General features: G+C 69.8%; 27 protein-coding genes. 15 read left to right on the top strand and 12 right to left on the bottom strand.

All coding sequences use genetic code 11. From position 1 onward, the window contains the following. Positions 1-65 precede the first annotated feature (65 nt). The gene (locus ACHZD8_RS09180) at positions 66-509 is read left to right on the top strand and encodes a VOC family protein (protein ID WP_394769985.1); all 444 of its coding nucleotides are present in this window, start codon (positions 66-68) and stop codon (positions 507-509) included. Beyond that, positions 506-691 carry a hypothetical protein gene (locus ACHZD8_RS09175; RefSeq protein ID WP_394769984.1) on the top strand — a complete coding sequence of 62 codons (186 nt, stop codon included), beginning with the start codon at positions 506-508 and terminating at the stop codon, positions 689-691. The genes ACHZD8_RS09180 and ACHZD8_RS09175 overlap by 4 nt, the downstream gene beginning before the upstream one ends. Here ACHZD8_RS09175 and ACHZD8_RS09170 read toward each other — a convergent pair. Continuing rightward, on the bottom strand, positions 681-1,115 hold the full coding sequence (locus ACHZD8_RS09170) for a nitroreductase/quinone reductase family protein (protein WP_394769983.1): 435 nt from the start codon (positions 1,113-1,115) through the stop codon (positions 681-683). The two genes, ACHZD8_RS09175 and ACHZD8_RS09170, sit on opposite strands and share 11 nt — an antisense overlap. A 291-nt stretch (positions 1,116-1,406) precedes the next feature. Between ACHZD8_RS09170 and ACHZD8_RS09165 the strand changes: the two genes are divergently transcribed. Beyond that, positions 1,407-3,089, top strand: a complete 1,683-nt coding sequence (locus ACHZD8_RS09165; protein ID WP_394769982.1) for a hypothetical protein — start codon at positions 1,407-1,409, stop codon at positions 3,087-3,089. Between the two features lie 75 nt (positions 3,090-3,164). On the opposite strand, the gene ACHZD8_RS09160 is transcribed toward ACHZD8_RS09165, so the two are convergent. Genes ACHZD8_RS09160 through ACHZD8_RS09150 form a run of 3 tightly spaced genes read right to left on the bottom strand, consistent with a single transcriptional unit; the run spans position 3,165 to position 5,573 of the window. After that, positions 3,165-4,166 (bottom strand): class I mannose-6-phosphate isomerase, encoded by a 1,002-nt coding sequence (locus tag ACHZD8_RS09160; RefSeq protein ID WP_394769980.1) that lies wholly within the window; start codon positions 4,164-4,166, stop codon positions 3,165-3,167. Further along, a complete protein-coding gene (locus ACHZD8_RS09155; RefSeq protein ID WP_394769979.1) occupies positions 4,163-4,837 on the bottom strand; it encodes a CoA transferase subunit B in 675 nt (224 codons plus the stop codon). The genes ACHZD8_RS09160 and ACHZD8_RS09155 overlap by 4 nt, the downstream gene beginning before the upstream one ends. Positions 4,838-4,859: 22 nt before the next feature. Further along, on the bottom strand, positions 4,860-5,573 hold the full coding sequence (locus ACHZD8_RS09150) for a CoA transferase subunit A (protein ID WP_394769978.1): 714 nt from the start codon (positions 5,571-5,573) through the stop codon (positions 4,860-4,862). A gap of 184 nt (positions 5,574-5,757) precedes the next feature. Here ACHZD8_RS09150 and ACHZD8_RS09145 point away from each other — a divergent pair, with 184 nt between their 5' ends. After that, positions 5,758-6,546 (top strand): IclR family transcriptional regulator, encoded by a 789-nt coding sequence (locus tag ACHZD8_RS09145; protein WP_394769977.1) that lies wholly within the window; start codon positions 5,758-5,760, stop codon positions 6,544-6,546. Positions 6,547-6,560: 14 nt separating this feature from the next. Here ACHZD8_RS09145 and ACHZD8_RS09140 read toward each other — a convergent pair whose 3' ends face one another. After that, the gene (locus tag ACHZD8_RS09140) at positions 6,561-6,881 is read right to left on the bottom strand and encodes a hypothetical protein (protein ID WP_394769976.1); all 321 of its coding nucleotides are present in this window, start codon (positions 6,879-6,881) and stop codon (positions 6,561-6,563) included. A gap of 85 nt (positions 6,882-6,966) precedes the next feature. Further along, positions 6,967-8,988 (bottom strand): acyltransferase family protein, encoded by a 2,022-nt coding sequence (locus tag ACHZD8_RS09135; RefSeq protein ID WP_394769975.1) that lies wholly within the window; start codon positions 8,986-8,988, stop codon positions 6,967-6,969. 119 nt (positions 8,989-9,107) lie between these two features. Between ACHZD8_RS09135 and ACHZD8_RS09130 the strand changes: the two genes are divergently transcribed. The 3 genes from ACHZD8_RS09130 to ACHZD8_RS09120 all read left to right on the top strand — a co-directional run bounded on the left by ACHZD8_RS09130 (position 9,108) and on the right by ACHZD8_RS09120 (position 10,532). Then, positions 9,108-9,632: a GNAT family N-acetyltransferase gene (locus tag ACHZD8_RS09130; RefSeq protein WP_394769974.1), complete on the top strand. Its 525-nt coding sequence runs from the start codon at positions 9,108-9,110 to the stop codon at positions 9,630-9,632. Then, the gene (locus ACHZD8_RS09125; RefSeq protein ID WP_394769972.1) at positions 9,629-9,982 is read left to right on the top strand and encodes a UBP-type zinc finger domain-containing protein; all 354 of its coding nucleotides are present in this window, start codon (positions 9,629-9,631) and stop codon (positions 9,980-9,982) included. The genes ACHZD8_RS09130 and ACHZD8_RS09125 overlap by 4 nt, the downstream gene beginning before the upstream one ends. Before the next feature lie 136 nt (positions 9,983-10,118). Continuing rightward, on the top strand, positions 10,119-10,532 hold the full coding sequence (locus tag ACHZD8_RS09120; protein ID WP_394769970.1) for a hypothetical protein: 414 nt from the start codon (positions 10,119-10,121) through the stop codon (positions 10,530-10,532). 22 nt (positions 10,533-10,554) lie between these two features. Here the strand turns inward: ACHZD8_RS09120 and ACHZD8_RS09115 are convergent, their stop codons facing one another. After that, positions 10,555-10,899, bottom strand: coding sequence for a hypothetical protein (locus ACHZD8_RS09115; RefSeq protein WP_394769969.1), 345 nt, complete (start codon positions 10,897-10,899; stop codon positions 10,555-10,557). Between the two features lie 240 nt (positions 10,900-11,139). On the opposite strand from ACHZD8_RS09115, the gene ACHZD8_RS09110 reads away from it, so the two are divergent. From ACHZD8_RS09110 to ACHZD8_RS09095, 4 genes are all read left to right on the top strand, one after another. Then, positions 11,140-12,453: a peptidoglycan DD-metalloendopeptidase family protein gene (locus ACHZD8_RS09110; protein WP_394769968.1), complete on the top strand. Its 1,314-nt coding sequence runs from the start codon at positions 11,140-11,142 to the stop codon at positions 12,451-12,453. Positions 12,454-12,522: 69 nt separating this feature from the next. Then, positions 12,523-12,825 (top strand): hypothetical protein, encoded by a 303-nt coding sequence (locus tag ACHZD8_RS09105; RefSeq protein ID WP_394769967.1) that lies wholly within the window; start codon positions 12,523-12,525, stop codon positions 12,823-12,825. A 41-nt stretch (positions 12,826-12,866) separates the two neighbouring features. Continuing rightward, positions 12,867-16,778, top strand: a complete 3,912-nt coding sequence (locus ACHZD8_RS09100; RefSeq protein WP_394770025.1) for a Pls/PosA family non-ribosomal peptide synthetase — start codon at positions 12,867-12,869, stop codon at positions 16,776-16,778. An 8-nt stretch (positions 16,779-16,786) separates the two neighbouring features. Continuing rightward, positions 16,787-18,124, top strand: a complete 1,338-nt coding sequence (locus ACHZD8_RS09095) for a M1 family metallopeptidase (protein ID WP_394769965.1) — start codon at positions 16,787-16,789, stop codon at positions 18,122-18,124. Between the two features lie 20 nt (positions 18,125-18,144). On the opposite strand, the gene ACHZD8_RS09090 is transcribed toward ACHZD8_RS09095, so the two are convergent. Beyond that, positions 18,145-18,561, bottom strand: coding sequence for a C40 family peptidase (locus ACHZD8_RS09090; protein WP_394769963.1), 417 nt, complete (start codon positions 18,559-18,561; stop codon positions 18,145-18,147). A gap of 27 nt (positions 18,562-18,588) precedes the next feature. Beyond that, positions 18,589-18,843, bottom strand: coding sequence for a hypothetical protein (locus ACHZD8_RS09085; RefSeq protein WP_394769961.1), 255 nt, complete (start codon positions 18,841-18,843; stop codon positions 18,589-18,591). Between the two features lie 102 nt (positions 18,844-18,945). Here ACHZD8_RS09085 and ACHZD8_RS09080 point away from each other — a divergent pair, with 102 nt between their 5' ends. From ACHZD8_RS09080 to ACHZD8_RS09070, 3 genes are all read left to right on the top strand, one after another. Beyond that, on the top strand, positions 18,946-20,175 hold the full coding sequence (locus tag ACHZD8_RS09080) for an aminotransferase class I/II-fold pyridoxal phosphate-dependent enzyme (RefSeq protein ID WP_394769959.1): 1,230 nt from the start codon (positions 18,946-18,948) through the stop codon (positions 20,173-20,175). A gap of 99 nt (positions 20,176-20,274) precedes the next feature. Beyond that, on the top strand, positions 20,275-24,030 hold the full coding sequence (locus ACHZD8_RS09075; RefSeq protein ID WP_394769958.1) for an AAA family ATPase: 3,756 nt from the start codon (positions 20,275-20,277) through the stop codon (positions 24,028-24,030). A gap of 3 nt (positions 24,031-24,033) precedes the next feature. Then, positions 24,034-24,213 carry a hypothetical protein gene (locus tag ACHZD8_RS09070; protein ID WP_394769956.1) on the top strand — a complete coding sequence of 60 codons (180 nt, stop codon included), beginning with the start codon at positions 24,034-24,036 and terminating at the stop codon, positions 24,211-24,213. A 325-nt stretch (positions 24,214-24,538) separates the two neighbouring features. Here the strand turns inward: ACHZD8_RS09070 and mscL are convergent, their stop codons facing one another. Genes mscL through ACHZD8_RS09055 form a run of 3 tightly spaced genes read right to left on the bottom strand, consistent with a single transcriptional unit; the run spans position 24,539 to position 25,973 of the window. Continuing rightward, the gene (gene mscL, locus ACHZD8_RS09065; protein WP_394769955.1) at positions 24,539-24,985 is read right to left on the bottom strand and encodes a large conductance mechanosensitive channel protein MscL; all 447 of its coding nucleotides are present in this window, start codon (positions 24,983-24,985) and stop codon (positions 24,539-24,541) included. 28 nt (positions 24,986-25,013) lie between these two features. Then, positions 25,014-25,358 carry an FmdB family zinc ribbon protein gene (locus tag ACHZD8_RS09060; protein WP_394769954.1) on the bottom strand — a complete coding sequence of 115 codons (345 nt, stop codon included), beginning with the start codon at positions 25,356-25,358 and terminating at the stop codon, positions 25,014-25,016. A 36-nt stretch (positions 25,359-25,394) separates the two neighbouring features. Then, complete coding sequence (locus ACHZD8_RS09055) at positions 25,395-25,973, bottom strand: 5-formyltetrahydrofolate cyclo-ligase (RefSeq protein WP_394769953.1); 579 nt, start codon at positions 25,971-25,973, stop codon at positions 25,395-25,397. A 66-nt stretch (positions 25,974-26,039) separates the two neighbouring features. Here ACHZD8_RS09055 and galU point away from each other — a divergent pair, with 66 nt between their 5' ends. Continuing rightward, a complete protein-coding gene (gene galU, locus ACHZD8_RS09050) occupies positions 26,040-26,933 on the top strand; it encodes a UTP--glucose-1-phosphate uridylyltransferase GalU (RefSeq protein ID WP_394769952.1) in 894 nt (297 codons plus the stop codon). Position 26,934: the final 1 nt, after the last annotated feature.

The following is a 26,934-nucleotide window of genomic DNA, read 5'->3' as shown; positions in this document are numbered from 1 at the left end:
CGGCGCCCGCGCGGGCCATTTCCACGACACCCCTTCCGTGACCAGCACCAGACGGGAGAACGGTCATGAATTTGAAACTTGAGGTGGTGGTACTCCCCGTCTCCGACGTGGACCGCGCGAAGGCCTTCTACGAGAATGCCGGATTCAGGCTCGACGCGGACTTCGCGGTGAGCGACGACTATCGGGTCGTGCAGTTCACGCCGCCGGGATCGCCGACATCGATCGTCTTCGGCACCGGACTCACCTCCGCCCGCCCGGGATCGACAGAGGGGCTGCATCTGGTGGTCTACGACCTGGAGGAGACGCGCTCCGATCTCATCGGTCGCGGCATCGATGTGACGGAGATCTTTCACGACGCGACCGGGGTGTTCCACCACGCCGGGAGCGAGGCGCGGCTCCCCGGGCCGCATCCAGAACACCCCGACTACAGCTCCTTCGCCTCGTTCAGCGACCCGGACGGCAACGGCTGGGTGCTGCAGGAGATCAAGGTGAGGCTGCCGGGCCGATGAGCGAACCGACAACCACCGACGTTCTGCTCGATGCGCTCCAGCGCGCGGCGGCCGCGCACGGAATCCACGAGAAGGAAGATCTCGGCGGCGTGTTCGACGTCGAGTGGCCGAAGTGGTATGCCGAGCACATGGCGCGCAGCCTTGCCGAGGCCGGCTATCGCCTCGTCGGCCCTAGGGACTGATCGGTTCGAGCAGCACGAGCGGGATCTGCCGCTTCGTCTTCTCCTGGTAGCCGCCGTAGTTGGCATACCGGGCCGTGATGATCGGCCAGAGGCGGGCGCGCTCCTCGGGGGCGGCGACCCGCGCGAGCATCGACACTCGGGGGCGGCCCTCGACCACGACCTCCACGTGCGGGTTGTCCCGGAGGTTGAGGAACCAGGCCGGATGCCGGTCGTCCCCACCGCGGGACGCCACGACCACGTAGGCGTCGCCCTGCTTGAGCGGAGACGTGAGCATCGTCGCCCGAGCCTCGCCGCTCCGGCGGCCGATCGTCGTCAGTTCGATCACGGGCATGTCCGAGATCGTCCAGCCGACCCTGCCACGAGTGATCCACTGCAGAAACCGGTGAGAGGATTCCATCGCCTTGAGCGAGAGCGTGCTCGGCATCTCGATCAGTCCTCCGTAACGCGGGCGTCGGGCGATGGGATGGCGAGGATGGTCATGGAGGCATCGTACGTCTCCGGTCGGCCGCGAGCTTGCGACTCTTCCCCGGACTGGGGCCAGCAACCTCCGCCGGGCGAGAAGCCGTCAACCCTAGGATAAGAAAAGATTCTCATTTGTCGAGGTTGGGGCTGGGGCCCGCATCTCGGATGAGCGTGGACACACTCCGACGACCCGTGACTTCGGCTCGCTCACTCATCCATTTTTCACGTCAATTCAGCTCCCAGGGGGACGTTAGTGATAACGCCAAAAGACCAGCCGAACTATGCCACCAGCCGACTCCGACCGACGCTGGCAATGCTCGCCGCGGCGGGAATCATCGTGGCATCTTGCACGATGGGCACCTCGGCGTGGGGCGCTGACGCCCCAGTCACCGACCCGACTGCCGTGACGGATGTCGCCGCCGCGCCCGCTGACACCGCGCCCGCTGACACCGCGCCGGTTGCTCCCGCGCCGGTGGCCTCCGTCGCTCCCGCGCCGGAGGTGGCAGCTCCTGCCCCCGACGAGGTGGTCGCGCCCGTTCCCGTGGAACCGGTCGTCTCGACGCCCGTCGTACCGGTTGCTCCGACCCCGGTTCTCGTGCCGACAATCCCACAGCTCATCGGCTTTCCATTCGGGCCCATGGCGTTCGTCATGGCTCCGCTCGGCTTCGTGTCCGGCCCGACCATCTCGGGTGACGCCATCGTGGGATCCACGTTGACCGCGGCGGCCACGTTCTCGGGGCCCACCACCGACGTTACCTACCAGTGGTTCGCGGGTTCGACGGATCCCGGCTCGGCAATCGCCGGCGCCGTGGGGGCCACTCTGCTCCTTACGCGGGACCTGGGAGACAAACAGATCTTCGTGCAGATCACCGGCACCGATGCTGGCACGCCGGCCGTCGGGGTCAGCGACCCCACCGACTTCGTGATCGTGCCGGACTTCGAGAGCCTGAGCTCCCCCACGATCTCGGGAACGGCAACCGTCGGGTCGACTCTCACGGCGACCGTCGGCGACTACTCCCTCGAGAACGACGGCGTCACCTACGAGTGGTTCCAGGAACAGAACCAGGTTCTCTACCCGATCGACGGAGCGACGGCCCGCACGTTGAAGCTGACCGCGAACGAACTCGGCACGACCGTACTGGTAAAGATCGTCGCGGTCCTCGACGGCTACGAGGACGTCTGGACGTGGAGCGCCCCGACCGCGGTGGTGCACGCGACCATTTCGAGCGTGCTGGCCCCGACCCTGACGGGCGACCTCACCGTCGGCAGCGTGCTCACGGTCACGCCGGGCACGTGGTCTTCGCCCAACGCGACCGACACCTACGACTGGGGCGTCTCCGGCGGGGAGTTCGGCGATTCCCTGCCAGACACCGGCCCCACGCACACGGTCACCACGGCCGACATGGGGTTGACCGTGGTGGTCAACGTCACCGCGCACAACGGCGACGAGATCTCGGACCCGATCCGGCTCACGACCTCCACCACCATCCCGTTCGCCGTGCCGACCGCACCCTTCACCTCCGACGCGGGCATCTCCGCCGCGAATCAGGGGAGCGTCACCGGAACGACCGCGAAGAACTCCGCAACGATCACCGTGCCGTCGGGAAACCCCGGCGACCACGTCTACGTCTACGGTTTCTCCACACCGACCGGGCTCGGCTGGTACGTGCTCGACGCCAACAAGCAGATCGTGGTGGACTACTCGTCGCTGCCGGGCGGCTCTCACCACCTCGTGGTGCTGAACCAGGCCGGGGCGGTCGTCGGCTGGCTCGCCGTGGCCAAGGCGGACCCCGCGGCGCTGCGTCTCGCATCCACGGGTGTGTCCTATGACGCGGCCGGGGTCTCTGGGCTCGCGGGTCTCGCATTGCTCACGGGACTCTCGCTGCTCGCGGCAGCGCGCGTCATCCGCAGAAAGCGCGAACTCGCGCTGGTCTAGCCCAGAGGGCATTCACTGCCCCGCCGATCTCGTGGTGAGCGAGACTGGCGGGGCAGTCTGCGTTTCGCTACCGACTCAGCGCGCCTCGGGCGGCCGCGCCACCAGGACGAGTCCCGGGCCGACGATCGACAGCGCGCCCGCGGCGAACGGGACGAGCGTCGTGGTTCCGCGGGCCAGCTCCAGCGTCGCTCCGTGCGCCGTCGTCAGCGACATCGATCGGTCGAGCGCGATGAGGATCGTGAAGCCCGCGGGCAGTGACTGCGGGGTCGAGACCCGATCGAGGCGAAAGTAGCGCGCCGAGGCGGGCGTGAGCGCCGGCCCGTCCGAGTCGACGTGCCTCACGAGCGAGAGGATCGCGTCGCGCGACCAGCCGCTCGTGTCGACCGCCGAGAGCGCGAGTTCGAAGCCCAGCCCGAGGTGTCCGTCTGCCGCGCCGTCGAGTTCGAAGCCGGTCCACTCGAGCAGGATCGACAGGTCCTCCGGTTCCTGCACCTCGGCGAGCAGGATGCCCGGGCCGATCGCGTGCAGCATCCCGGGTGGCACGTACACGGTGTCGTTCGCCGCGACGTCGATCGCGTGAAGGAGGCCGAGCATGCGCTCGGTCTGTTGGCCGTCGACGAGGCCGCGCAACTCGGCGGGGTCGATGGACTCGCGAAGGCCCAGGTAGACGGTCCCGGGGGTGAGGATGTACCAGGCCTCCGCCTTGCCATGGGCGGCGGCGAGGTGCTCGGCGGCGAACCCGCCGTCCGGGTGGGCGTGGATGGGCAGCCGCTGCCCGGCGTCGAGCAGCTTGACCAGGAGCATCGTGTCCGCGCCGAACCGCTCGAGGTGGGCCGCTCCGAGCCAGCCGATCGGTTCGCGGGAGACCGCGTCAGCGAGAAGCTCGCCGTCGGGAAGCCGAGTCTGGCCCTCCGGGGCGTGTCCGCGCACGCTCGTGGTGGAGCCCACCCAATCCTCCGGCGTGAAGGGGGCGGCCGGAGGCGCCGACCGGAAGTCGGAGATGCGGGTACCGCCCCGGTAGAACCGATCCGCCGGCTGGTTGGCGGCGAGTCGGATCGGCTCGAAGCCGGCGCTCATGATTTCGGCGCCTGGACCCCGGAGACGATGCCTTCGTCGAGGTCCACGGTGAAGCCGGCGCCGGTCGAGGCGCGCAGGTCGTCGACCGAGGTGCCCGGTGTCGCGGCGCGCAGCACGAGACCGTCGGGGGTCACGTCGAAGACCGCGAGATCGCTGATGATGCGGTGCACGACCCGACTGCCGGTGAGGGGCAGGTCGCACTCCGCCACGATCTTCGGGCTGCCGTCCTTGGCCGTGTGCTCGGTCACCACGACCACGCGCGGGGTGCCGGCGACGAGATCCATGGCGCCGCCCATGCCCTTGACCAGCTTGCCGGGGATTGTCCAGTTGGCGAGGTCCCCGTGGCCGGAGACCTGGAGGGCCCCGAGGATCGCGATCTGCACGTGCCCGCCGCGGATCATCGAGAACGAGGTCGTCGAGTCGAAGTAGCTGCCGCCGGGAAGCAGCGTCACGGTCTGCTTGCCCGCGTTGATGAGGTCGGCATCCTCCTCACCCTCGAACGGAAAGGGCCCCATGCCCAGCAGGCCGTTCTCGCTCTGCAGGGTCACCCGCACCCCCTCCGGCAGGTGGTTCGCCACGAGGGTCGGGATGCCGATCCCCAGGTTCACGTATTCGCCGTCGCGCAGTTCCCGCGCGGCGATCGCTGCCATCTCGTCCCGAGTCCATGCCATGTTCGTCTCCTCCCGCGGAGTTCTAGTCAGCGACCGTCGCGCGGGGGCGCAGGGTTCTCTGCTCGATGTCCTTCGTCCGTGGCAGAGACTCGACGAGCCGCTGAACGAAGATGCCCGGCGTCACGATGGCGTCTGGATCGAGGTAGTCGGCGTCGAGCACCTGCTCCGCCTCGGCGATGGTGATCCTGCCCGCGGTGGCGACCACCGGGTTGAAGTTGCGCGCGGTGTGGCGAAAGATCAGGTTGCCCTCGCGGTCGGCCTTGAACGCGTGGACGAGCGCGATGTCCGCGACGATGCCGCGCTCGAGCAGGTAGGTCTCGCCGTCGAACTCGGTGAGCGTCTTGCCCTCGGCCACCGGGGTGCCGACGCCGGTCTTCGTGTAGAAGCCCGCGATGCCCGCCCCGCCCGCCCGCAGTCGCTCGGCGAGCGTGCCCTGCGGCACGAACTCGACCTCGAGTTCGCCGTCCAGGTACTGCCGGGCGAAGAGCTTGTTCTCGCCGACGTAGGAGGCGACGACCTTCTTCACCTGGTGGTTCTCGAGCAGGACGCCGAGGCCCTTCCCGTCCACGCCCATGTTGTTCGAGACGATGGTGAGGTCGGTGGCCCCCGTGTCGCGCAGGGCCTCGATGAGGTCGGACGGGTTGCCGCTCAGCCCGAAGCCCCCCACCGCGATGGTGGCCCCGTCGTGCACGATGTCGCGCAGCGCCTCCGCTGCGGATGGCCAGACCTTTGACATGAACACTCCCTCGTGTGATTGCCCGGGCTTTTTCGACCACAAAGTGGTCAGAAGACGCCCGCACCCCACGCTAGTGTTCTCAATCTGTTTCTGTCAAAGTTGCCGGGCGTTAGCCAAGAATCCGATCACAGCGTGGTCAGCCGCGCTAAAGTTATCCACATAGTGGTCAGCGAGGGAGAAGCCGATGGCGGAACCGATCCAGGGCGGGCAGGTGATCTCGCGGGCGAGCAGCATCCTGCGCATCGTCAGCGAGAACGCCGACGGAGTGTCGTCGGCTGACGTGGCGCGGCGGGCCGGGCTCACCAGGCCCACGGCCCATCGCCTCCTGTCCTCGCTCGCCGCCGAGGGGCTGCTCGATAACGACAGCGGCCGTGCTCGCTGGCACCTCGGTCCCGAGCTGTACGTTCTCGGCTCCCTCGCCGCCGAACGCTACGACATCACGGATGTCGCCCGCGACAGCGTGCAGGCCCTCGCGCGGGAGACCGGGGAGAGCGCGTTCCTCTCCGCCCGCCGCGGCAACGAGACGGTGTGCCTGGTGCGCGAGGAGGGCAGCTTTCCGGTGCGGTCCTTCGTGTTGTACGAGGGGGTGCGGTTTCCTCTCGGCGTGGCGTCGGCGGGACTGGCGATGCTCGCGTTCTCGGCCGACGACGAGATCGACCGATACCTGGCGCGGGTTCCGCTCGAGGCGAGTTGGGGACCGCAGCACTCCGGGGAGGCGATCCGGCAGCGAATCGCGCTCACCCGCGAGACGGGCTTCGCGGTCAATCCGGGGCTCATCCTCGAGGGAAGCTGGGGCATGGGGGCGGCGATCTTCGACGACCGTGGCCGGCCGGCCTGGGCGCTGAGCATCACCGGGATCGAGCCGCGGTTTCGCGCCGAACGGCAGCCGGAGCTGGGGCGGCTGCTTCTCGAGCAGGCTCACCTGGTGGGGCAGCGGCTCGCGAGCACGCCCCGGCACGCCTCGCGGGGGTGAGCACGGGCCGCCGATCAGCGCAGCTCCACCGGCACCGTCTGCGGTCGCTCCCAGGCGAGGGTCAGCCCGTCGCGACTCTGCGGGCGGACGGCCTCGGCCACCTCCTTGGTGATGACGGCCCGGATCGTGTCCAGCATGTCTTCGTAGCTGGCCACGGCATCCAGTCGCAGCGTGATCACCTCGTCACGCACGAGCACCCGGCCCACGCCCTGGATCAAGACCATGGTGCCGTTCGAGGCGACAGGAACGTGCTCGAAGCGGTTGAGGCGCTCCCGCAGAAGCACGAGTGGGAGGGGCGAATCGGTGGGGCGAACGGTCGCCGTGAGTGCGAGCATGCCGCCTAGCCTGCGCCCGGTTGCTAACGGGAGAATGAATTGCGGCTGTGCGGGAGGCGTGAATCTCGATTCGGCCCGACCCCGGTCAGCGGGTCTTCGGCAGGTAGGCGGGGAGTTCCCGCTCGAGCACCGGCGCGAGGGCGCGGCTGTAGGTTGCGGTGAGGTGGTGCGAATCCGAGTAGACGAGCGTCGACCCGATGATCGGCGGGCAGGTCGTGCGGTCGCAGAAGTAGTCGCCGAGGTCCAGATACCCGGAGCCAGTGCGTGCGCTCACGGCCCTCTGCGCCGCGGCGATCGCCGGGTTGAAGGCCTCCGCCCGCGACACCGCGCAGCCGGACGTGTCGTTGAGGTTCTCGGCCAGGCAGAGCACCGGCGATGTCGCGAATTGCGGGGAGTCCGCCAGGGTGAGCACTCGCGAGCCGGCGGGCAGCCGCTCGATGGCGTGGTCGATTCCCGCCTCCCAGTCGCGCTGCTGTCTGGCCGCGTCCCGGTCGGGGCGCGGGCCGAGGTGGTTGGCCAGCACGATCAGGTCGGGCGGGTGGGCGTTGAGCGCCGTGACCACGGCGCCGCGCCAGGTGGAGCAGGGGCCGGTACGGTCCCACAGTCCGTCGGTGTCTTCTGAACGGCATCCGGACTTGGTGAAGGTGTCGAGCCGGATGCCGAGGCGGGTGGCGGCGGCCTCGAGGGCCGGAAACCAGCGGCCGGCGTGCGAGTCGCCGAAGAGCGCCACGACGGTCGACGAGCCGCGGTCGCCGAAGCTGCAGCGGATGACCGCGGACCCGGTGAGACCCTGCTGGCAGCCGTCGGTGTAGAGCTTGCCGGTGTCGTCGACAGCGGCGGCCAGGGTGGGTGAGACGCCGGATGGCACGAAGCCGGTGCCCACCGGGAGGGCCGACAGCACCGTCGCCGGCGCCGCGCGGCCGGAGTGCAGCGGAAGCAGGGTGGAGGCGGCAGCGCCCGCCCCGGCCAGGCAGACCGCCAGGGCGATCGACGCCGCGGCGCCGACGGCGACGACACGACGGTGGTGAATGCTCGAGCGGCCACGCATCGGCGTCTCGACGAAACGGAACAGGCAATAGGCGAGGGGCACCGCGAGGGCGGAAACGAGCAGCCCGGTGGCGAGGGGGAGCGGCTCTCCCGCCGGCAGCCTCTCGTGCAGGATCGCGAGCATGGGCCAGTGCACGAGGTAGAGGGAGTACGAGAGGGCACCGAGAAACTGGAGAGGGCGGGCGCCGAGAACGCCGCCGCGCGCGACGCGGCGGCCGAATCCGAGGACGAGCGCCGCCCCGGCGACCGGCGCCACGGTGGCCCAGCCCGGGTAGCTCGTCCCGGCGCCGAAAAGAACCGCGGAGGCGAGGATCGTGGCGAGCCCGGTGGCCGCCAGTAGCCGGGCGGTCAGCGGCGGAACCCGCGCGAGTGCCGGCGCTGCACAGGCGACCAGCGCGCCGGCCGCGAGCTCCCAGGCTCGGGTGGGCAGCGAGAAGAACGCCCACGGCTGGGAGGTGTTGGCCACGAGCAGGCAGGCCACGAAGGACAGCGCCCCGACGAGAGAAATGCCGATAGCGAGCCGCCCCGTCGAGCGTCTCGCCGCCAGGTACAGGGCGAGGAGCAGCAGCGGCCAGAACAAATAGAACTGTTCCTCAATCCCGAGCGACCAGAAGTGCTGGAACGGAGACGGGGTGGTGCCGGCGAGGTAGTCGGTCTTCTCGGTCGCAAACAGCAGGTTGGGCAGGTAGAGGGCGGACGCGATCCCGTCTCGCACAATCGTCGCGATGCGAAGCGGCGAGAGCAGCAGGAGGGCAGCCACCGTGGTCGCGACGATCACGACGAGCGAGGCGGGCAGGATGCGGCGCGCCCGCGCCGCGTAGAAGCGCGCGAAGTCGATGCGGCCGTTGTCGCGCAGGGCGGACACCAGATGACCGCTGATGAGGAACCCCGAGATGACGAAGAAGACATCGACGCCCGCGTAGCCGCCGGCGAGCCAGGGAACGCCCGCGTGGTTCAGCACGACCAGCGCGACCGCGACAGCACGCAGCCCCTGAATGTCTGCCCGGAATCCGGTCGTCGCCACGACCTCCGCGGGTCGGATGTGTGTCGTGTCGAGCACTGCGGGGTCCTCCCTCCGACCGATGGACGATGCCGCGCACCATAACAGGCCGCGGGAAACAGCAGGGGGCGCCGAGAGGTGGCACGATTAACCCCACACCGTAGGAAAGAAGCACCATCGTGACGCAGTCAGGCAACCGATCCACCCCGACGCTCCAGCCGGGGGACCGGTTCGTGCACACCGACCCGCTCGACCCGCTCGTGGCGCCGCTCCTCGAGGACCTCGAGCGCGAGTACGACGGACGCTACGGCACCATGTTCGGCCAGCCGGCGTCGGAGGAGATCTCCCGCTACCCGGCCGAGGCCTTCACCGCGCCGGGCGGCACGTTCGCCCTGCTGCTGCGTGACGGAGCGGCGGTGTCGGGCGGAGCATTCATGACGATCGACGAGTCGACGGTCGAGGTGAAACGAATGTGGACCCACGCCGACCATCGCGGCCAGGGGCTCGCCAGGCTCGTGCTCGCCGAACTCGAGGCGGAGGCACGCAGACGCGGTTTCCGCACCGTCGTGCTGAGCACCGGTCCGCGCCAGCCCGAGGCCGTGCGGCTGTACCTCGCCACCGGCTACACCCCGCTGTTCGACCCCGCGCTCAGCGCTGAGGCGATCGTGATCCACTCCTTCACCAAGGACCTGGAGGCGGCATGACCGGCGCGGAGTCGACCGGAATCGACGTGACCGTTCCGCCGAGCGGCAGCGGCTGCGTGGAGTGCGACGCCGCCGGTGGCTGGTGGGTGCACCTGAGGCGGTGCGCGGAATGCGGCCACATCGGATGCTGTGACTCCTCACCGGCGAAGCACGCGACGGACCACGCGGCGGCGACCGGGCATCCGATCATTCAGAGCTTCGAGCCCGGCGAGGACTGGTTCTGGGACTACCGGACGTCCGCAATGATCAGCGGCCCGGCGCTGGCGCCGCCCACGCACCGCCCGGTCGACGAGACGGCTCCCGGTCCGCGCGATCGGGTGCCGGCGAACTGGCGCGACCTGGTGGGCTAGCCGGGGGAGAAATTCGCCCGGAATCATCGGGTACGTGGCGGCTCAATCGGCGTAACATTTTGTACCAGAGATTCTCTGCCGTCAACGTGAACCGGGCAGCGTGCCGGTCGTCGGTGGGGACGATGGGTGGCGAGCGATGAGCATGATGGCCGAAATGATGTCCATGTCGATGAAGGACATGAAGGACACCCAGAAGATGGACATGGCGGGCATGCAGGCCTGCATCGAGGCCTGTTCGGCGTGCGAGCAGGCCTGTACCGTGTGCGCCGACGGCATGATGGACATGCCACGCTGCGCGAGCATGTGCGCGAGCACCGCGGACGTCTGCAACACGATGATGCGCATGATGATGCGCCCGGCGGGCTACGACATGCCCGCGATGATGTCGATGCTCGAGACCACGATCGCCATGTGCATGGCCTGCGCGGCCGAGTGCATGGCGCACGCGGACATGCGCGAGGAGTGCCGGATGTGCGCTCAGGCCTGCATGGAGTGCCAGAAGGCCTGCGAGGCGATGCTCGGTTCGATGAAGTCGATGTCGATGAGCTGAGACCAGGGGCTACTGAACCCGGTCAGGGCGCGAGGTCACCCTCGACCAGCACGTTGAACCAGCGATCGCCTACCGCGACGACGTTGTAGACGCCGTGGATGCCGACCGGCTCGCCCGCGGTCGCGAGGTTTTCGAGCGCCTCGTGGTGCCAGACGGTGACGGCGCTGCCGTCGAGGAGGTGCAGACGCACCCAGCCGTCGCCGATCGGGGCGCCGACCACGGCATCCAGCCACTTGCTCGGCGTCGCGGAGACCACGCGCTGCTGGATGAGGTGCATCGCGTGCCCCGGCCCGATCTTCTCGCAGCCCATCGCGTGCTCGCTCTGGCATGCCGAGAGCTGCTGCGCGGGCTGGGGAGAGTGGGACATTCTGGCCTCATCACGGGGGAAGCCGGGCCGAACTGGCGCCGGTCACTTCACGTTAGGGGAGGCGGCGCGAAGAGTCACCCGTGCCCGTAACCCAGCGAAACATTGGCCGAGCGGCCGCCGCCGACCGCAGCAAGATCCGCCGGATCCTCGCTATCGGGGGCCAGTCGTTGCTAATGTGGTGAATGTTGCCAGTGTTACTGGTGTTACACGCGACCTGGTCGCACGTCATGTATGGGGATCATGAGCCACACCGAACACGCCAGCGCCATGCCGCGCAGCGCCGATAAGGCCCGTCTCCGACTGGTCGCGGGGCTCATCGCCTTCGCCCTGCTCGCCGCCGGGTCAGTGGCGTCCGGCCAGGCCGCGTGGGCCACGACCTACCCCAGCTGGGGCGACGTTCAGGCCGCTCGGGCCAACGAGGGTGCCAAGAACGCGCAGATCGCCCGCCTCCAGGGCCTGCTGAACGCCCTCAGCGCCCAGGTACAGGCCACTCAGGCCGAGGCGGAGAAGAAGGGCACCGAACTCCAGGTCGCCCAGCAGAAGCTCGACGACGCGTCGGTCAAGGCGGACGCCCTCGCGGCCCAGGCGGATGCTGCGAAGGCACGCGCCAAGACGTCGCGCGAGCGGGCGGGCGCCATGGCCTCCCAGATGGCACGCTCCGGCAACACCGAGGTCGTCGCCACCCTCATGTTCAACGGCGGCAAGGCAGCCGACCTCCTGTCTCAGCTCAGCCTCGCCAGCAAGGTGACCGACCAGTCGAAGGGCCTGTACGAGAAGGCGGTGCAGGAGCAGAACAGCGCGCAGTCCCTCACCGAACAGAGCACCCTCGCCAAGACCGCGCTGAAGGCGCTCGCGGAGGCCGCCCAGGTCGCCCTCGACGAGGCCCAGACTGCGGCGACGAACGCCACCAACGCGCTGGCCGAGCAGACGGCCCACAAGTCGGAGCTCGACGCCCAGCTCGCGCTTCTCGTGAACAACACCCAGCAGACCGAGGCCGGCTATCGCACCGGAGTCGCCGTCGCGGCGGCGGCGAAGGCGGCCGCCGAGGCAGCGGCCCGGGCGGCGGCGGCAGCGGCGGCGGCGGCAGCGGGCGGCGGAGGCGGCGGAGGCGGCGGTGGCGGCGGTGGACAGACCGTCTCGAGCGGATGGGCCAGGCCGGCCGGCGGTCGGATCACGAGCGTCTACGGCTACCGGCTCGACCCGTACACCCACCGGAACGCCCTGCATTCCGGCACCGACCTCGGGGCGGGCTGTGGCACGCCGATCTGGGCCGCGCACTCCGGCCGGGTCATCTACGCCGGCCCCTACGGTGGCTACGGCAACTTCGTGCAGATCGCCAACAGCGACGGAAGCGGAATCTCCACCGGGTACGGCCACATCGTTAACGGCGGCATCCTCGTGAGCGTCGGCCAGACGGTGAGCGCCGGCCAGCAGGTCGCGCGGGTCGGCAGCACGGGGTGGTCCACCGGCTGCCACCTCCACTTCGAGGTGCGCTCCAACAACGTGGCGCGCGACCCGGTGCCGTACCTCCGCGACCGCGGCATCAACCTCTGAGCGAGCTCCGACCGGAGCGACGCGGGCGCTCCTAGCGAGCGACCGCAAACGTAGTGGAGAATGAGAGCCATGTCCAAGAAAATCGACGCGACTCTGAAGGACCTGATCAAGGCCCTCGAGAACCACGCGAAAGTCGTTGGCGGCCGAAACGCGTCGCTCAAGAAGTCCCAGCGTGCCGCGGCGAAGCTCCAGGCAGCCGCGAGTGCGTACTCCGTGGCGGTCTACACGAAAACGGGGCTGGACAGCCCGTTCAACGACGTTCTGCGTCCCGGGCTCGATGAGGCGACGGTCGCGTCGCTGGAGGCCGAGCGCGACGCCCTCGCGAAGATCGTGACCGGGTCGATCCCGCTGCAGCAGCGCGAGGCCAGCTAGCCGCACAGATCGCGTGGGGCACCACGCAAGGAGCGTGAGTGATCCAGTCGGCCCCCGGCCAGAGCGTGCTCGAGGCCGGTTCTCGGCGCGCACAGGCGCGCACGCTCGTGCAGATCCTCGCCGAGACCGCGCGGGACAATCCGGATGCCGTGGCGCTCGAAGACCCGGACGGCGCGATCAGCTACCGCCGGCTGCTGCGGCTCGTCAACGAGCAGGCCAGAGCGCTTCGCCGGGCCGGCGTGCGCCGCGGAGACGCCGTCGGCATCCGCATCCCCTCGGGCACGCGGGATCTCTACCTGTCGATCCTGGCGACGCTCGTGGTGGGCGCGGCCTACGTTCCGGTGGATGCCGACGATCCGGAGGAGCGGGCGCTGCTCGTGTTCCAGGAGGCGGCCGTGGTGGGCGTGATCGGGGCGGGCGGCGTGTTCGAGCCGATCGGCTCGGCCATCGGCACGCGCGGTTCCGTCACCGACGGCGAGTCGACCGATGAGCCGTCCGCCGAGGCTCCCCGCCCGGAGGACGACGCCTGGGTGATCTTCACCTCCGGGTCGACCGGTGTGCCCAAGGGGGTCGCGGTGACGCACCGCTCCGCGGCCGCTTTCGTGGACGCGGAGGCCCGGCTTTTTCTGCGGGGCGAGCCGATCGGACCGGGCGACCGGGTGCTCGCCGGCCTTTCGGTGGCCTTCGACGCGTCCTGCGAGGAGATGTGGCTGGCCTGGCGCAACGGGGCGTCCCTCGTTCCGGCACCGCGGTCGCTCGTACGCTCCGGTGTCGACCTCGGCCCCTGGCTCATCGCCCACGGCATCACCGTTGTCTCGACCGTCCCCACCCTCGCGTCGCTCTGGCCCGAGGAGTCGCTCGAGCTGGTGCGACTCGTGATCTTCGGCGGCGAGGCGTGCCCGCCCGAGCTCGCGGCGCGGATCTCGGCCCGCGGTCGCGAGGTGTGGAACACCTACGGCCCCACGGAGGCCACCGTCGTGGCCTGCGCCGCGCCGCTCGGGGGCGCGGGACCCGTGCGCATCGGTCTTCCGCTCGACGGCTGGGATCTCGCGGTTGTAGATGCCGCGGGGGAGCGGGTGGCGGAGGGGGAGACGGGGGAGCTCATCATCGGTGGGGTCGGGCTCGCCCGCTACCTCGACCCGCTGAAGGACGCGGAGAAGTTCGCGCCCCACGCCGGACTGGGCTGGGATCGGGCCTACCGCAGCGGGGACCTCGTGCGCTTCGAGAGCGAGGGCCTCGTCTTCGTGGGGCGCGCGGACGACCAGGTGAAGCTCGGCGGCCGCCGGATCGAGCTCGGCGAGGTGGAGGCGGCGCTCCAGTCGCTCGAGGGGGTCGCCGGCGCCGCGGCCGCCGTGCAGACAACCCCGGCCGGCAACCACGTGCTCGTGGGCTACCTCGCCCTCGTCGACGGCGTGGTGGGCTTCGATCGCGCTGTCGCGAGCGATGCCCTGAGGGATGCCCTCCCCGCCGCCCTCGTTCCGCTCCTCGCCGTGGTGGACGAGCTGCCCACCCGCACCTCGGGCAAGGTGGATCGCGCCGCCCTGCCCTGGCCGCTCCCCGCCTCCGACGAGCCCGCGGCCGAGCAGCTGTCGCCCACCGCCGCCTGGATCGCCGAGCGCTGGACCGCGATCCTCGGAGCCCCGGTGGCCGGCCCAGACGACGACTTCTTCGCGCAGGGTGGCGGCTCGCTCTCCGCCGCCCAGCTGGTCTCGGCGATCCGGGAGCGGCATCCGCAGACCAGGGTCTCAGACATCTACGACCACCCGCGGATCGGGTCGCTCGCCGACGAGCTCGACGCTCGTGCGCCAGCCGCCCCCGCCGCGACGAGGAAGGTCGCGCGCACCCCGCTCGCCAGCCAGCTCGCCCAGACCCTGCTGGGCATCCCGCTGCACGTGCTGGTCGGCGCACGCTGGCTGGTCTACCTCGCCGTGGCGAACAACCTGCTCTCCCTCGTCTTCGGGGTCTCCTTCGTGCCCACCGTGTCCTGGTGGTGGATCGCCGTGGGGTTCGTGCTGTTCATCACCCCGCTCGGCAAGATGACGATCGCCGTGGTCGCCGCGAGGCTCCTGCTCGCCGGGGTGCGGCCGGGAGACTACCCGCGCGGCGGCTCTGTGCACCTGCGGCTCTGGCTCGCCGAGCAGGTGTCGCTTCTCGTGGGTCCGGCGAGCCTCGCCGGCGCGCCCTGGATCAGCTACTACGCGCGGGCGCTCGGCGCGAAGATCGGCGAGGGGGTCGACCTGCACTCGCTTCCGCCGGTCACCGGGATGCTGTCGATCGGCCCGCACGCGGCGATCGAACCCGAGGTGGACCTGGCCGGCTATTGGATCGACGGCGACGTTCTGCGCCTCGGCCACGTGCACATCGGCGCCGACGCGGTGATCGGGTCGCGGAGCACCCTTCTCGGCGGGGCCAGCGTCGGGAGAGGGGCCGAGGTGGAACCGGGGGCCGCGGTCTTCGCGCGCGTGCCGGCCGGCGAGCGATGGGCCGGGTCGCCCGCCGCGCGCGTGGGCTCCGCACGACACGCCTGGCCGATCGAACGGCCGCCGCGCGGCCGGCGCTGGCTCTTCGTCTACGGGGCCGGGTCGGTCGCCCTCTCCGCGATGCCCGCCGTGAGCCTGGCGTTGGGGGCGCTCGTCGTCGGCTCGACCATCGGCGACGCGTCCACCCTCGGGGTCGCGCTCCTGCGGGCGGCCGTCGCCGTGCCGCTCGCCGTTCTGGTGAGCGGGGCGAGCTACGCGTTCCTCGTGCTCCTCGCCGTGCGCGCCCTCGGCGTGGGGCTCCGCGACGGGTACTTCCCGGTGCGCAGCCGCATCGGCTGGCAGGCCTGGTCGACCGAGCGCGTGCTCGACAGTGCGCGGACCCTGCTCTTTCCGCTCTACGCGAGCCTGTTCACGCCGGTCTGGCTGCGCATGCTCGGCGCCACCGTCGGCAGCGGGGTCGAGGCATCCACGGTGCTCCTGATCCCCTCGCTCACGACCATCGCGCCCGGGTCGTTCCTCGCCGACGACACGATGGTGGCCACCTACGAACTCGGCGGCGGCTGGATGCGCATCGGCCGGGCGAAGATCGGCCGACGGGCGTTCCTCGGCAACAGCGGCATGGCGGGGCCCGGCCGCACGGTGCCGCGGAACGGTCTCGTGGCCGTGCTCTCGGCCACGCCGCGCAAGGCGAAGCGCGGGTCGCCCTGGATCGGCAACCCGCCGCTGAGACTGCGCCGCACCGTCACCGACGTGGACGAGGGGCGCACCTTCGAGCCGAGCGTCGCCCTGCGGATCGCCCGCGGCTCCTGGGAGGCCCTGCGCATCGTGCCGGTCTTCGTGACGGCGTGGATCGCGCTCGGGGTTCTCGGCTCCCTCGAGTCGCTCTGGATCGTGGCCGGCGGGGTGTGGTGCGTCGTTCTCTCCGGCGTTGTGATGCTCGCCGCCGGCGCGGCGGCGGCGACCGCCACGACCTGCGCCAAGTGGCTCGTGGCCGGGCGGATCGACGCGAGCGAGCATCCGCTCTGGTCGTCGTTCGTGTGGCGCAACGAGCTCTCGGACACCTTCGTGGAGATGGTCGCGCGCCCGTGGTTCGCGGCGAACGCCACCGGCACCCCGGCGCTCGCGTGGTGGCTGCGCAGCCTCGGCGCGCGGGTCGGCCGCGGGGTGTGGTGCGAGACCTACTGGCTGCCGGAGGCGGACCTCGTGACCCTGGCCGACGGCGTGACCGTCAACCGAGGCTGCGTCGTGCAGACCCACCTCTTCCACGACCGGATCATGCAACTGGACACCGTGCGGATCAGCACCGGGGCGACACTCGGCCCGAACAGCGTCATCCTGCCGGCGGCATCGATCGACGAGGGCGCCTCGGTGGGCCCTGGCTCGCTCGTGATGCGGGGCGAACGGGTGCCGCCCGGCTCGCTCTGGGCGGGCAACCCCATTTCGCCCTGGCCGTCGCCGCCATGGAATACTTGACGGCAGTCATGCCCCAGTCCCCGCGATCGACCTACGGCTCCCCGTCCGCGGGAGACCCCTACCTGCCGACGAGCGGTAACAGCGGCTACGTCGTCGAGCACTACGACATCGACCTCGACTACCGGGTGAGCACCAATCGCCTCGTGGCGACCGCGGTCATTTCGGCCCGTGCCGACCAGGCGCTCGAGCGGTTCAGCCTCGACCTCGCCGGCCTCGTGGTCGACCGGATCACGGTGGCGGGCGAGCGCCCACGCAAGGTCTCCCAGACGGCCCGCAAGCTCGTGATCACCCCCGCGCTGCCGCTGGCCGACGGCGAGGCGTTCGAGGTGGTGGTGCGCTATCGCGGCAGCCCGCATCCGATCCGCAGCCAGTGGGGCGAAATCGGCTGGGAGGAGCTTGCCGACGGCGTGCTCGTGGCCAGTCAGCCGTCCGGGGCGTCGTCGTGGTTCCCCTGCAACGACCACCCGAGCGACAAGGCCACGCTCACCCTCGCCGTGGCGTGCGAGTCGTCATACGCCGTGGTCTCCAACGGCACCCTCGTCTCGCAGACCACGCGTTCCGGGCGCACCCGGTGGCTGTTCGCGGCCACCGAGCCGATGGCGACATACCTCGCGACCGTGCAGATCGGCCGCTACCGCACTCTCGACGTGCTCGCGGCGCCGGTGCCCACGCGCATCCACTTCCCCCCGCAGCTCGCGCGGAACGTGGCGACGGATTTCGAGCGCCTGGGCGAGATGATCGGCCTGTTCTCGAGACTGTTCGGCCCATACCCGTTCGAGACGTACTCGGTGATCGTGACCCCGGACGAGCTGGAGATCCCGCTCGAGGCCCACCGCACCGCGGTGTTCGGCCGCAACCACGTGGACGGGGCGCACGGCAGCGACCGCCTGATCGCCCACGAGCTCGCCCACCAGTGGTTCGGAAACAGCCTCACCGCGGGCGCCTGGCGCGACATCTGGCTGCACGAGGGCTTCGCCTGCTACGCGGAGTGGTTGTGGGCGGAGGCTAGCGGTGGGGCGACCGCCGAGCAGAGCGCCCGGGAGGCGTGGGACCGCCTCGACGAGCTGCCGAAGAACATCGAGATCGGCGACCCCGGACCTCGGGCCATGTTCGACGACCGGGTCTACAAGCGCGGCGCCCTCGCGCTGCACGCGCTCCGGCGGCACCTCGGCGATGCGTCGTTCTTCGCCGCCCTCCGCGGCTACACCCTCGCCTACCGTTGGCGCACGGTCACGCCGCGCGACTTCGCCGCGTTCGTCGCGGCGTCAGGGGGCGGGGAGGCGGTCGACGACATCCTCCGGCGCTGGGTCTACTCCCGGCCGCTGCCGGCGCTGATCGTCGTCTGACCGCGCCGACCGCCGAACGGCTACAGGCGGATGAACTCCGGGTTGCCCCAGATGGGACGGTGCGACACGTCCTTGCCGGGCTTCGGCGCGTCGACGATTCCGCCGTTGCCGTCATAGATGCCGATGTGCTGGTGCGGGTAGTAGACGAGGTCGCCGGCCACGGCCTCCGAGCGCGGAATGACCGTGCCCTGGGCCGCCTCGGCCACGGCGTTGCCGGTGAGGTGAACGCCGAACTGCGCGTAGACGTACCGCACGAAGGTGTCGCAGGTGAAGCCAGTGCTCGGCGAGTTGCCGCCCATGATGTACGGCACCATGCCCACGAACTGCATCGCGTACTGCACCACGGCCGGCCCGCCGCCCTGGAGGTCCGGCGGGTTGATGTACATGTTCGCGCCGACCGACAGGGGCGTCGCTGGCAGGGCGCCGCCGCCGTACACGCCGAGCGCGATCCGCGTCGCCGCGTACTAGACGCTCGACTTGTCGCGGACCACGTCGTCGGTCTCGACCGTGCTGCTCACCGTGAGGTGCTGCGAACGCTCGATCATCGACGAGACCTGCGCGTCGGCATCCGTCGCCGAGGCAGAGACGGCCGGGATGGCCATCGTCGCGGCGAGACCGAGGGCCACGACCATGGCCGTGCCGGTGGCGGCGGCCCGTCGCAGGGAGATGGTGGGACGTTGCGTGCGGGGGGCCGAGTGCCTGCCGAGGTGAGAAGCCAAGATCCGAGAAGTTCCATATCGCGTTGCGTTACCAGAATGTGACCTTGAGGAGCCTACCCCACGCGACTGGGATCGCGCGGATCCACACGCTAGTTTTGACGGGTGAGCGAAACACGAACAGACCTTGAGCGCCAGTACGACAGCCTCCGAGAGCGCAACCTCACTCTTGATCTCACGCGCGGCAAGCCGTCGCCCGAGCAGCTCGACCTGTCCAACGCGCTCCTCTCCCTTCCCGGCGAGCACGACTACCGTGACGCGAGCGGCACCGACCTGCGCAACTACGGCGGCGCGGACGGCCTGCCAGAACTGCGCGAGATCTTCGCCGAGCTCCTCGCCGTGCCGGCCGCCCAGCTGCTCGCCCTCGGCAACGCGAGCCTCGCCGTGATGCACGACTCGGTGGTTAACGCCCTCCTGCACGGCGTGCCGGGGGGCAGCGGTCCCTGGCGCGACGTTGAGGACCTGGCCTTCCTCTGCCCGGTTCCCGGCTACGACCGTCACTTCAGCATCTGCGAGTCGCTCGGTATCCGGATGATCCCCGTGCCCTTCGTGGACGGCCGGCTCGACCTCGAGACGATCGCCCGCCTCGTGGCCGAGGACGCCTCGATCCGAGGAATGTGGTGCGTTCCGATGTACTCGAACCCCACCGGACTCGTCTACACCGAGGAGGAGGTGGACGCGCTCGTCGGAATGCCCACCGCCGCGCCGGACTTCCGCCTCTTCTGGGACAACGCATATGCCGTGCACCACCTCACCGACGACGAGCCGCCGGTGATCGACGTTCTGGGCGCCGCGGCGACGGCCGGGCATCCCGACCGTCCACTCGTCTTCGCCTCGACCTCCAAAGTCACCCTGCCCGGCGCGGGCGTCGCCTTCCTCGGCGGTTCGGTGGACAACATCGCCTGGTTCCGACGGCACAGCGCGGCCCAGACCATCGGGCCCGACAAGATCAACCAGCTTCGCCACGTGCGGCTGCTGAAGAGTGCGGATGGCGTACGCCATCACATGCGCGCCCACCGGGCCGTCGTCGAGCCCCGCTTCGCCGCCGTGCTCGCCATTCTCGAGCGGCGACTCACCGGGGTGGCGACCTGGTCGCGCCCGGCCGGGGGCTACTTCATCAGCCTCGACGTCGCGCCGGGCACCGCCGCCGCGGCCATCGCCCTCGCGAAGGACGCCGGCGTCGCGGTGACCCCGGCCGGGTCCACGTGGCCGCACCGCAACGACCCGCTGGACTCCAACATCCGCATCGCCCCGACCTTCCCCTCGATCGCGGAACTCGAGGCGGCCATCGATGCCCTGTGCACCTGCGTGCTGCTCGCCGGGGCGGCCGACTGACTGCTCGCGACGGCTCTCCAGGGCCGATTCCCGCAGCGCGGAAGCGAAACTCCCCCGCATCTCCCCGGCTTTGACGGGTTGCACGCTTAAGGTAACGGTGTGTGGCGTGCTAATAGACCTCAGGACGATCTCTTCGACGAGCCTGGCGATGACCGTGCCCGCGTGGAGCTGCAAGTGACCGCCCCTCATGCCCTGACCTTCGGTGACCCGAACTACGTGCTCGCCAATGTCGCCGAGCCCGTGTGGCACGAGTGGCGCAGCCAGCTCGCGACGGTGGGCGGCCCGTCGCCGCTTCTGCACTTCGTGGATTCGCCCCGCACCCGCATCGAACTCGGGGCGACGCATCCGGGCGGACTCGCCCAGTTCATCACCGGCAAGAGCACCCTGCTCTCGAGCCTCATCCGCGACGATGTCGCCCTGCGCGCGGCCAAGCTCGCCGCCGGGGAGATCGCGGCGAAGGGCCTCGAACTCGCCACGGCCCGCGGCATCGACTCCATCCACCTGGGAATCGGAATCGCCGACTGGCAGCACGGTGGCGTCGAATACCGTGCCCCGGTGCTGCTGCGTCCGCTCGCCATCCGGCGCTACGGCAGCGACTTCGAGGTGAAGCTCAAGGGGGCGCCGTTCCTGAACCCGGCGCTCGCGAAGGCCCTCGCTGAGCAGTTCCAGATCGAACTCGACACCGGCGCCTTCGTGGCGCTCGCCGAGGAAGACGGATCGTTCAAGCCGAACCCGGTGATCGACCGCCTGCGTGGCCTGACCTCCCACCTCGACTGGTTCAACGTGCAGCCGCGACTCGTGGTCTCGTCGTTCGCCGACGTGGGCACCGCGATGGTGGAGGACGCCGCCGACCTCGAGCACCCCATCCTCGACGCGCTCGCCGGCAACCCCTCGGCGAAGTGGACGATCGAGGAGAGCTACGCCCCGGTCGAACCGCAGAATCCTGACCGGCGCACGCCGGAGACGGACACCCTGCTGCTGGACGCGGATGCCGAGCAGGAGAACGTGATCGCCCAAATCGCGGCCGGAAACTCCGTGGTCGTGAAGACCCTCCCCGGCACCGGAGCCACCCAGACGATAGTCAACGCCCTCGGGTGCCTCGTGAGCCAGAACAAGCGGGTGCTGGTGGTGAGCGCTCGCCGCTCCTCGCTCACCGGCATCGCCCAGCGCCTCGGCGACATCGGTCTCGCGGGCATCGCGGTGTCTCCGGCCACGCTGCGCCGCGACCTCATCCGCTCGATCGGCCGCAACGAGAAGGCCAAGGCGCCCCAGGTCGGCGAGGTGGATGACGCCCTCGTGCGCCTGCGCAAGGTTCTGCTCGACTACCGCGGCGCCGTCGCCCGTCGCGACCCCGCCCTTCGCGTGTCGGTGCTCGACTGCCTCACCGAGCTCTCCCGGCTCGCCCTCCTGCCGACGCCTCCCGCGACGACCGCCCGCCTCTCCCGCCAGTCGGTCGAGCTGATGGCCGACGACCGCTCCCGCGCCGCGACCGCCATGGTCGAGGCGGCAACCCTCGGCGAGTTCAAGTACGGCCCGGGCGACTCGCCCTGGTACGGCGCCACCTTCTCCTCGAGCGAGGCGGCCACCCGCGCCCACGGCATCGCCCAGCAGTTGCACCACACCGAACTGCCGCGCCTGCTCGAGCGCGCCAACGAACTCATCTCCGGCACTCGGATGCGGCCCTTCGAGTCGATCAACGAGCTGGGCGTCTACCTGCGGCTGCTCACCGACATCCGCGACACCCTCGACAAGTTCCAGCCGGTGGTCTTCGACCGCTCGCTCAGCGAGCTCATCGCGGCCACGTCATCCCGCAAGGACTCCCCGGAGATGTCCGGCGCGAACCGACGCAGGCTCAAGCGGCTCGCCCGCGAATACGTGCGGCCCGGTGTGCACGTGGGCGACCTCAACGAGGCGCTCGTTCGCATCCAGCAGCAGCGCATCCTCTGGCAGCGATTCGTCGCCGCCGGGGTCACCCCCGAGGTGCCGGTGGGAATCGCGGACGTGCAGGTCGCGTACCAGCAGGTGGCGCAGGACCTGACCTTCCTCGACGAGCCGCTCGGCGCGGTGACGCGCGAGACGCAGCTCGTCTACCTGCCCATCCACGTGCTCATTGAGCGGATCGCCGGCCTCGCCGCCGACTCCGATGTGCTGCACAACCTGCAGGAGCGGGCCCACCTGCGCACCACGCTGCGTGACCTCCAGCTCGACCCTCTGCTCGAAGACCTCGCCTCCCGGCACGTGCCGGAGGAGCAGGTCGCGGCCGAGCTCGAACTCGCCTGGTGGCAGTCCGCCCTCGAGTCCCTCCTCGAGACCGACCGGGCGCTGCTCAACGCCAACACCTCCGTGCTCGACCGACTCGAGGCCGACTTCCGGCTCGTCGACGAGGCGCACGCCGCCGGGAGCGCGCAACTTCTGGCCTGGCAGCTCGCCGAGAGCTGGAGCATCGGCCTGGTCGACTGGCCGGACGAGGCCGCGGAGCTCAAGACCGTCCTTCGCACCGAGCGCATGGATGCCCGCGTCCTGCAGGAGGCGGCCCCGCACCTGTCGCGCACGGTCGCGCCGATCTGGCTCGCGTCGCCGTACGAGGTGGCCCAGATCACCGACACCCTGCACTTCGACACCGTGATCCTGGTCGATGCGGGCGCCACGACGCTCGCCGAGAACGTCGCCGCGATCCGCCGTGGAAAGCAGACCGTGGCCTTCGGCGACCCCGTGACCCAGACCCCGGCGCCATTCGACATCGCCCTGGGGGATGCGGAGGACGAGCAGGACGACGACGTCGCCGCCGCCCTCGACGAGCTTCACGCCGAGTCCGCACTCGCCAGGCTGGGAACCCTGCTGCCGACCCTGGCCCTCACCCGCAGCTACCGTGCGGGCGGCGAGGATCTTGCCGAGCTCGTCAACCGCCGCTTCTATGCCGGCAAGATCGAGTCCTTCCCCTGGGCCGGAAGCTTCCTCGGCCACAGCAGCATCCGGCTTGACTTCGTCGCGGACGGCTCGGGCATGCCCGATCCGGAATCCGGGGGAGTGGAGAGCGTGGACGCCGAGGTCAACCGCGCGGTGGAACTCGTGATCGAGCACGCCACGATCCGACCGCACGAGTCGCTCATGATCATCACCGCGAGCGCGCGTCACGCCGTTCGGGTGCAGCAGGCCGTGCTCGCCGCGACCGTGGGGCGTCCAGAGGTGAGCGAGTTCGTGCTCGGCGACCGGGCAGAGCCCTTCGCCGTCATGACCATCGAACAGGCCGTGGCCCAGAGCCGCGACCGCGTCATCCTCTCGATCGGCTACGGCCGCACCCCGCACGGTCGCGTGCTCAGCGACTTCGGCGCCCTCGGGCGGCCGGGCGGCGAACGGCTCCTCGCCGTGGCGATGACGCGGGCACGTCGGTCCATGGTGATCGTCACCTGCTTCGAACCGCAGGACATCGACGAGGGCCGCATGCAGTACGGCGCGGTCGCCCTCGCGGAGATCCTCGCCGACGTGAGCGCCCGCAGCACGATCCAGCCGGTGCCGGACGACAGCGAGCCCATGCTCGTCGACCTGGCGCGCCGCCTTCAGGTGCGCGGTCTGCGGGTCGCGCTCGGCCATCGTGGCAAGCTCGGCCTCGTGGCGTCGCACCAGGGGATGTGCCTCACGATCGAGACCGACACCGTGCTTCAAGGGTCCAGCCTGCGCGAGTCGCTGCGCCTGCGCCCCGAGATGCTGCGCCGGCTCGGCTGGCACTACCTTCGGGTACACGCCTTCGAGCTCTTCAGCGAGCCGGATGCCGTGGCCGATCGCATCGTCACCATGCTCGGCCTCGACACGGCGCCCAAGACCGAGCCGATCCCGATCGTCGCCCCGCGGGGCTGACTGGTGCCGGACGCTACGGATGGCACCGAGCCCGCGCCCGGCAAGCCGCCGCGCAAGCGACGCCGGGTCACCACCACGCCGGTTCCCGGCGCGGACCCCAGCCCGCCGAGCGAGCCGCAGCGCCACGCCGAGGGCGAGAACGACGAGCGCCTGAGAGTGGACAAGCCGCCGCACTGGGGCTGAGAAGGCCGGCTCAGCATCCCACTCGTCTCGGCTCGCAATCCCACTCAACCGTCGGTAACTGTCGGCTGGGGCCTGCCAGCGAGCAGTTGGTGACGGTTGAGTGGGGTTGGGCGGGCCGGTGTCCACTCGTCCGTCAGTAAGTGTCGGCTGGGGCCCGCCAGCGAGCAGTTGGTGACGGTTGAGTGGGGTTTGGCGGGCCGGTGTCCACTCGTCCGTCAGTAAGTGTCGGATGGGGCTTGCCGGCGAGCAGTTGGTGACGGTTGAGTGGCCGCCGTGGCCGCGGCGGCCGAGGCGGCCGAGGCGACCGGGCGGGCTGCCGGCGGCGCTACTCGGAGGGCTGGGAGTGCGCGCCGCTCGACGCCGGACTCTTGGCCAGCAGGTCGCGGATCTCGCCGAGGAGCTCGAGTTCGGTGGGCGGTACTTCCTCGTCGGCCGTCGGCTCCTCCTGCTTCTTGCGGAAGGACACGCGCTTGAGGTAATTGATCGGCACGATGAGGGCGAAGTAGACCACGATCGCCACCAGCAGGAACTGGATGACGGCCGCGATGACCGCACCGAAGTGCATGGTGGCCGTGCCTCCGCCGGTGGTCGGGATCGAGACCGGCAGGGCCTTCTCGAGCGACTTGGCGTTGAAGAGCGCGCCGATCGCCGGGTTGAAGACGCTGTTGACGATCGTGTTGACGATGCCGGTGAAGGCGGCGCCGATGACGACGGCGACCGCGAGGTCGATGACGTTGCCCCGCAGAATGAACTCTCTGAACCCCTTGAGCATTGCGTGACTCCCTACGCGACGAACTGGACTAGCTGGAGCTCGACGATACCGCAGCCGGGGCTTTTGCCGGAGTTGACGGGGCCGAGTCAGGCTTGGATTTCGGCTCGGACTTCGTGTCCGACTTCGTCGCCGAACCGCCCGAGGGTTCGCCGGACGCCCCCTTGGAGGCCGACTTCGTGCTGGACTTGGCATCCGCGCGGGCGTCGTTGCGGTAGAAGCCGGTGCCGTTGAAGGTCACGCCGATCGAGTTGAAGACCTTGCGCAGCTGCGGTTCGTGGCAGTTGGGGCACACCGTGAGGGAGTCGTCGGTGAACGCCTGGTACTGGTCGAACGCGTGGTCGCAGTTCGCGCAGCGGTACGAATAGGTGGGCACGCGGTCCTCCGTGCGGTAGGCGGTACTGGGTGAAAGTCAGAAGGTGACGAGGGCGTTCGGTGTGACTGCACCATCCACGCGCTTGTCGTGCACCTCGCTGGGCACTGAGTCGACAAGTTCCCGGTCGAAGATCACAGCATAGACCGGTGGGCACTTCTCCATCGATCCGAGCGTGCGATCGAAGTATCCGCGTCCCCACCCCATGCGCAGTCCCGTTCGGTCGACGCACGCGGCCGGCACGATGATCAGGTCGACGTCATTAATGGCGAATGGACTTAACAACTCGCCGACGGGCTCCGGCATTCCGAAGAGCCCCTCGATCTCGGTCTCCCCGTCTCCGACTGTCCAGTCGAGGAGGCCGTCGTCGCGAGAGATCGGGAAGAGGATGCGCACGCCGTGCTCCGACGCCCAGTTGAGGAACGGCCGGATGTTCGGCTCGTCACGGGAGGGAAGGTACGCGGCGAGGGTCTTCACGCCGAGTCTCGTCGCGAGTTCGATCAGGTGCCGACTCAGTTCCGTCGTCGACCGCTCCCGCTCCGGCGCGGTCATGATGCGCCGATGCTCGCGTATCTCGGCCCTCAGGGCCCGCTTATGGTGGCCAACATCCCCGCTCATGCTCACATCCTAAGTGTGTGTCGTTTGTTAACCCCCTCGAAACGGGCACAGGTTAGCCTTGTCCACATGTCGTTTAAGATCACAAAAGCAGTCATTCCCGCAGCGGGCCTCGGAACACGGTTCCTGCCCGCGACCAAAGCCATGCCGAAGGAAATGCTTCCCGTGGTCGACAAGCCAGCCATCCAGTATGTGGTGGAAGAGGCCGTCGCCGCGGGACTCACCGATGTTCTCATGATCACGGGCCGCAACAAGAACGCCCTGGAGAACCATTTCGACCGTGTCGGCGAGCTCGAGGCGACCCTGTTGCAGAAGGGTGACATCGAGCGCCTGCGCAAGGTCAACTACGCGACGGACCTCGCCGAGGTGCACTATGTGCGCCAGGGCGACCCGAAGGGACTCGGTCACGCCGTGCTCCGGGCCAGGATGCACGTCGGTCACGAGCCGTTCGCCGTGCTGCTCGGTGACGACATCATCGACGACCGCGACGTGCTGCTCGCCCGCATGATCGAGGAGCAGGGCCTGCGCAACGCGACCATCGTCGCCCTGCTGGAGGTGGACCCGTCCGTCGTGCACATGTACGGCGTCGCGACGATCGAGGCGACCGAGACCGACGACGTCGTGCGCGTGACCGGCCTGGTGGAGAAGCCGACCAAGGAGAACGCGCCGTCGAACTACGCGATCATCGGCCGGTACGTTCTGCAGCCGGAGATCTTCGACATCCTCGAGCACACCAAGCCGGGCAAGGGCGGCGAGATCCAGTTGACGGATGCGCTCGAGACCCTCGCGGCCAACCCCAGCATCGCGGGCGGCGTGTACGGCGTCGTGTTCCGCGGCCGCCGCTACGACACGGGTGACCGCCTCGACTACATCAAGGCGATCGTGCAGCTTGCCGTCGAGCGCGAAGACCTGGGTCCGGACCTTCGTCCGTGGCTCAAGGAGTTCGCCAAGGACCTGGAGTAGT

The sequence above is a fragment of the Lacisediminihabitans sp. genome (assembly GCF_043726815.1).
Taxonomy (GTDB): domain Bacteria; phylum Actinomycetota; class Actinomycetes; order Actinomycetales; family Microbacteriaceae; genus Lacisediminihabitans.
Note: the sequence above shows the minus strand (reverse complement) of the source record. Positions and strands in the feature narration are given on the sequence as shown.

Bases quoted from the DNA above. Each gene is read 5' to 3' on its own strand.
- ACHZD8_RS09180 (WP_394769985.1), top strand. From the start codon at position 66: ATGAATTTGAAACTTGAGGTGGTGGTACTCCCCGTCTCCGACGTGGAC.
- ACHZD8_RS09175 (WP_394769984.1), top strand. From the start codon at position 506: ATGAGCGAACCGACAACCACCGACGTTCTGCTCGATGCGCTCCAGCGC.
- ACHZD8_RS09170 (WP_394769983.1), bottom strand. From the start codon at position 1,115: ATGCCGAGCACGCTCTCGCTCAAGGCGATGGAATCCTCTCACCGGTTT.
- ACHZD8_RS09160 (WP_394769980.1), bottom strand. From the start codon at position 4,166: ATGAGCGCCGGCTTCGAGCCGATCCGACTCGCCGCCAACCAGCCGGCG.
- ACHZD8_RS09155 (WP_394769979.1), bottom strand. From the start codon at position 4,837: ATGGCATGGACTCGGGACGAGATGGCAGCGATCGCCGCGCGGGAACTG.
- ACHZD8_RS09150 (WP_394769978.1), bottom strand. From the start codon at position 5,573: ATGTCAAAGGTCTGGCCATCCGCAGCGGAGGCGCTGCGCGACATCGTG.
- ACHZD8_RS09145 (WP_394769977.1), top strand. From the start codon at position 5,758: ATGGCGGAACCGATCCAGGGCGGGCAGGTGATCTCGCGGGCGAGCAGC.
- ACHZD8_RS09140 (WP_394769976.1), bottom strand. From the start codon at position 6,881: ATGCTCGCACTCACGGCGACCGTTCGCCCCACCGATTCGCCCCTCCCA.
- ACHZD8_RS09125 (WP_394769972.1), top strand. From the start codon at position 9,629: ATGACCGGCGCGGAGTCGACCGGAATCGACGTGACCGTTCCGCCGAGC.
- ACHZD8_RS09120 (WP_394769970.1), top strand. From the start codon at position 10,119: ATGAGCATGATGGCCGAAATGATGTCCATGTCGATGAAGGACATGAAG.
- ACHZD8_RS09115 (WP_394769969.1), bottom strand. From the start codon at position 10,899: ATGTCCCACTCTCCCCAGCCCGCGCAGCAGCTCTCGGCATGCCAGAGC.
- ACHZD8_RS09110 (WP_394769968.1), top strand. From the start codon at position 11,140: ATGAGCCACACCGAACACGCCAGCGCCATGCCGCGCAGCGCCGATAAG.
- ACHZD8_RS09105 (WP_394769967.1), top strand. From the start codon at position 12,523: ATGTCCAAGAAAATCGACGCGACTCTGAAGGACCTGATCAAGGCCCTC.
- ACHZD8_RS09095 (WP_394769965.1), top strand. From the start codon at position 16,787: ATGCCCCAGTCCCCGCGATCGACCTACGGCTCCCCGTCCGCGGGAGAC.
- mscL (WP_394769955.1), bottom strand. From the start codon at position 24,985: ATGCTCAAGGGGTTCAGAGAGTTCATTCTGCGGGGCAACGTCATCGAC.
- ACHZD8_RS09055 (WP_394769953.1), bottom strand. From the start codon at position 25,973: ATGAGCGGGGATGTTGGCCACCATAAGCGGGCCCTGAGGGCCGAGATA.
- galU (WP_394769952.1), top strand. From the start codon at position 26,040: ATGTCGTTTAAGATCACAAAAGCAGTCATTCCCGCAGCGGGCCTCGGA.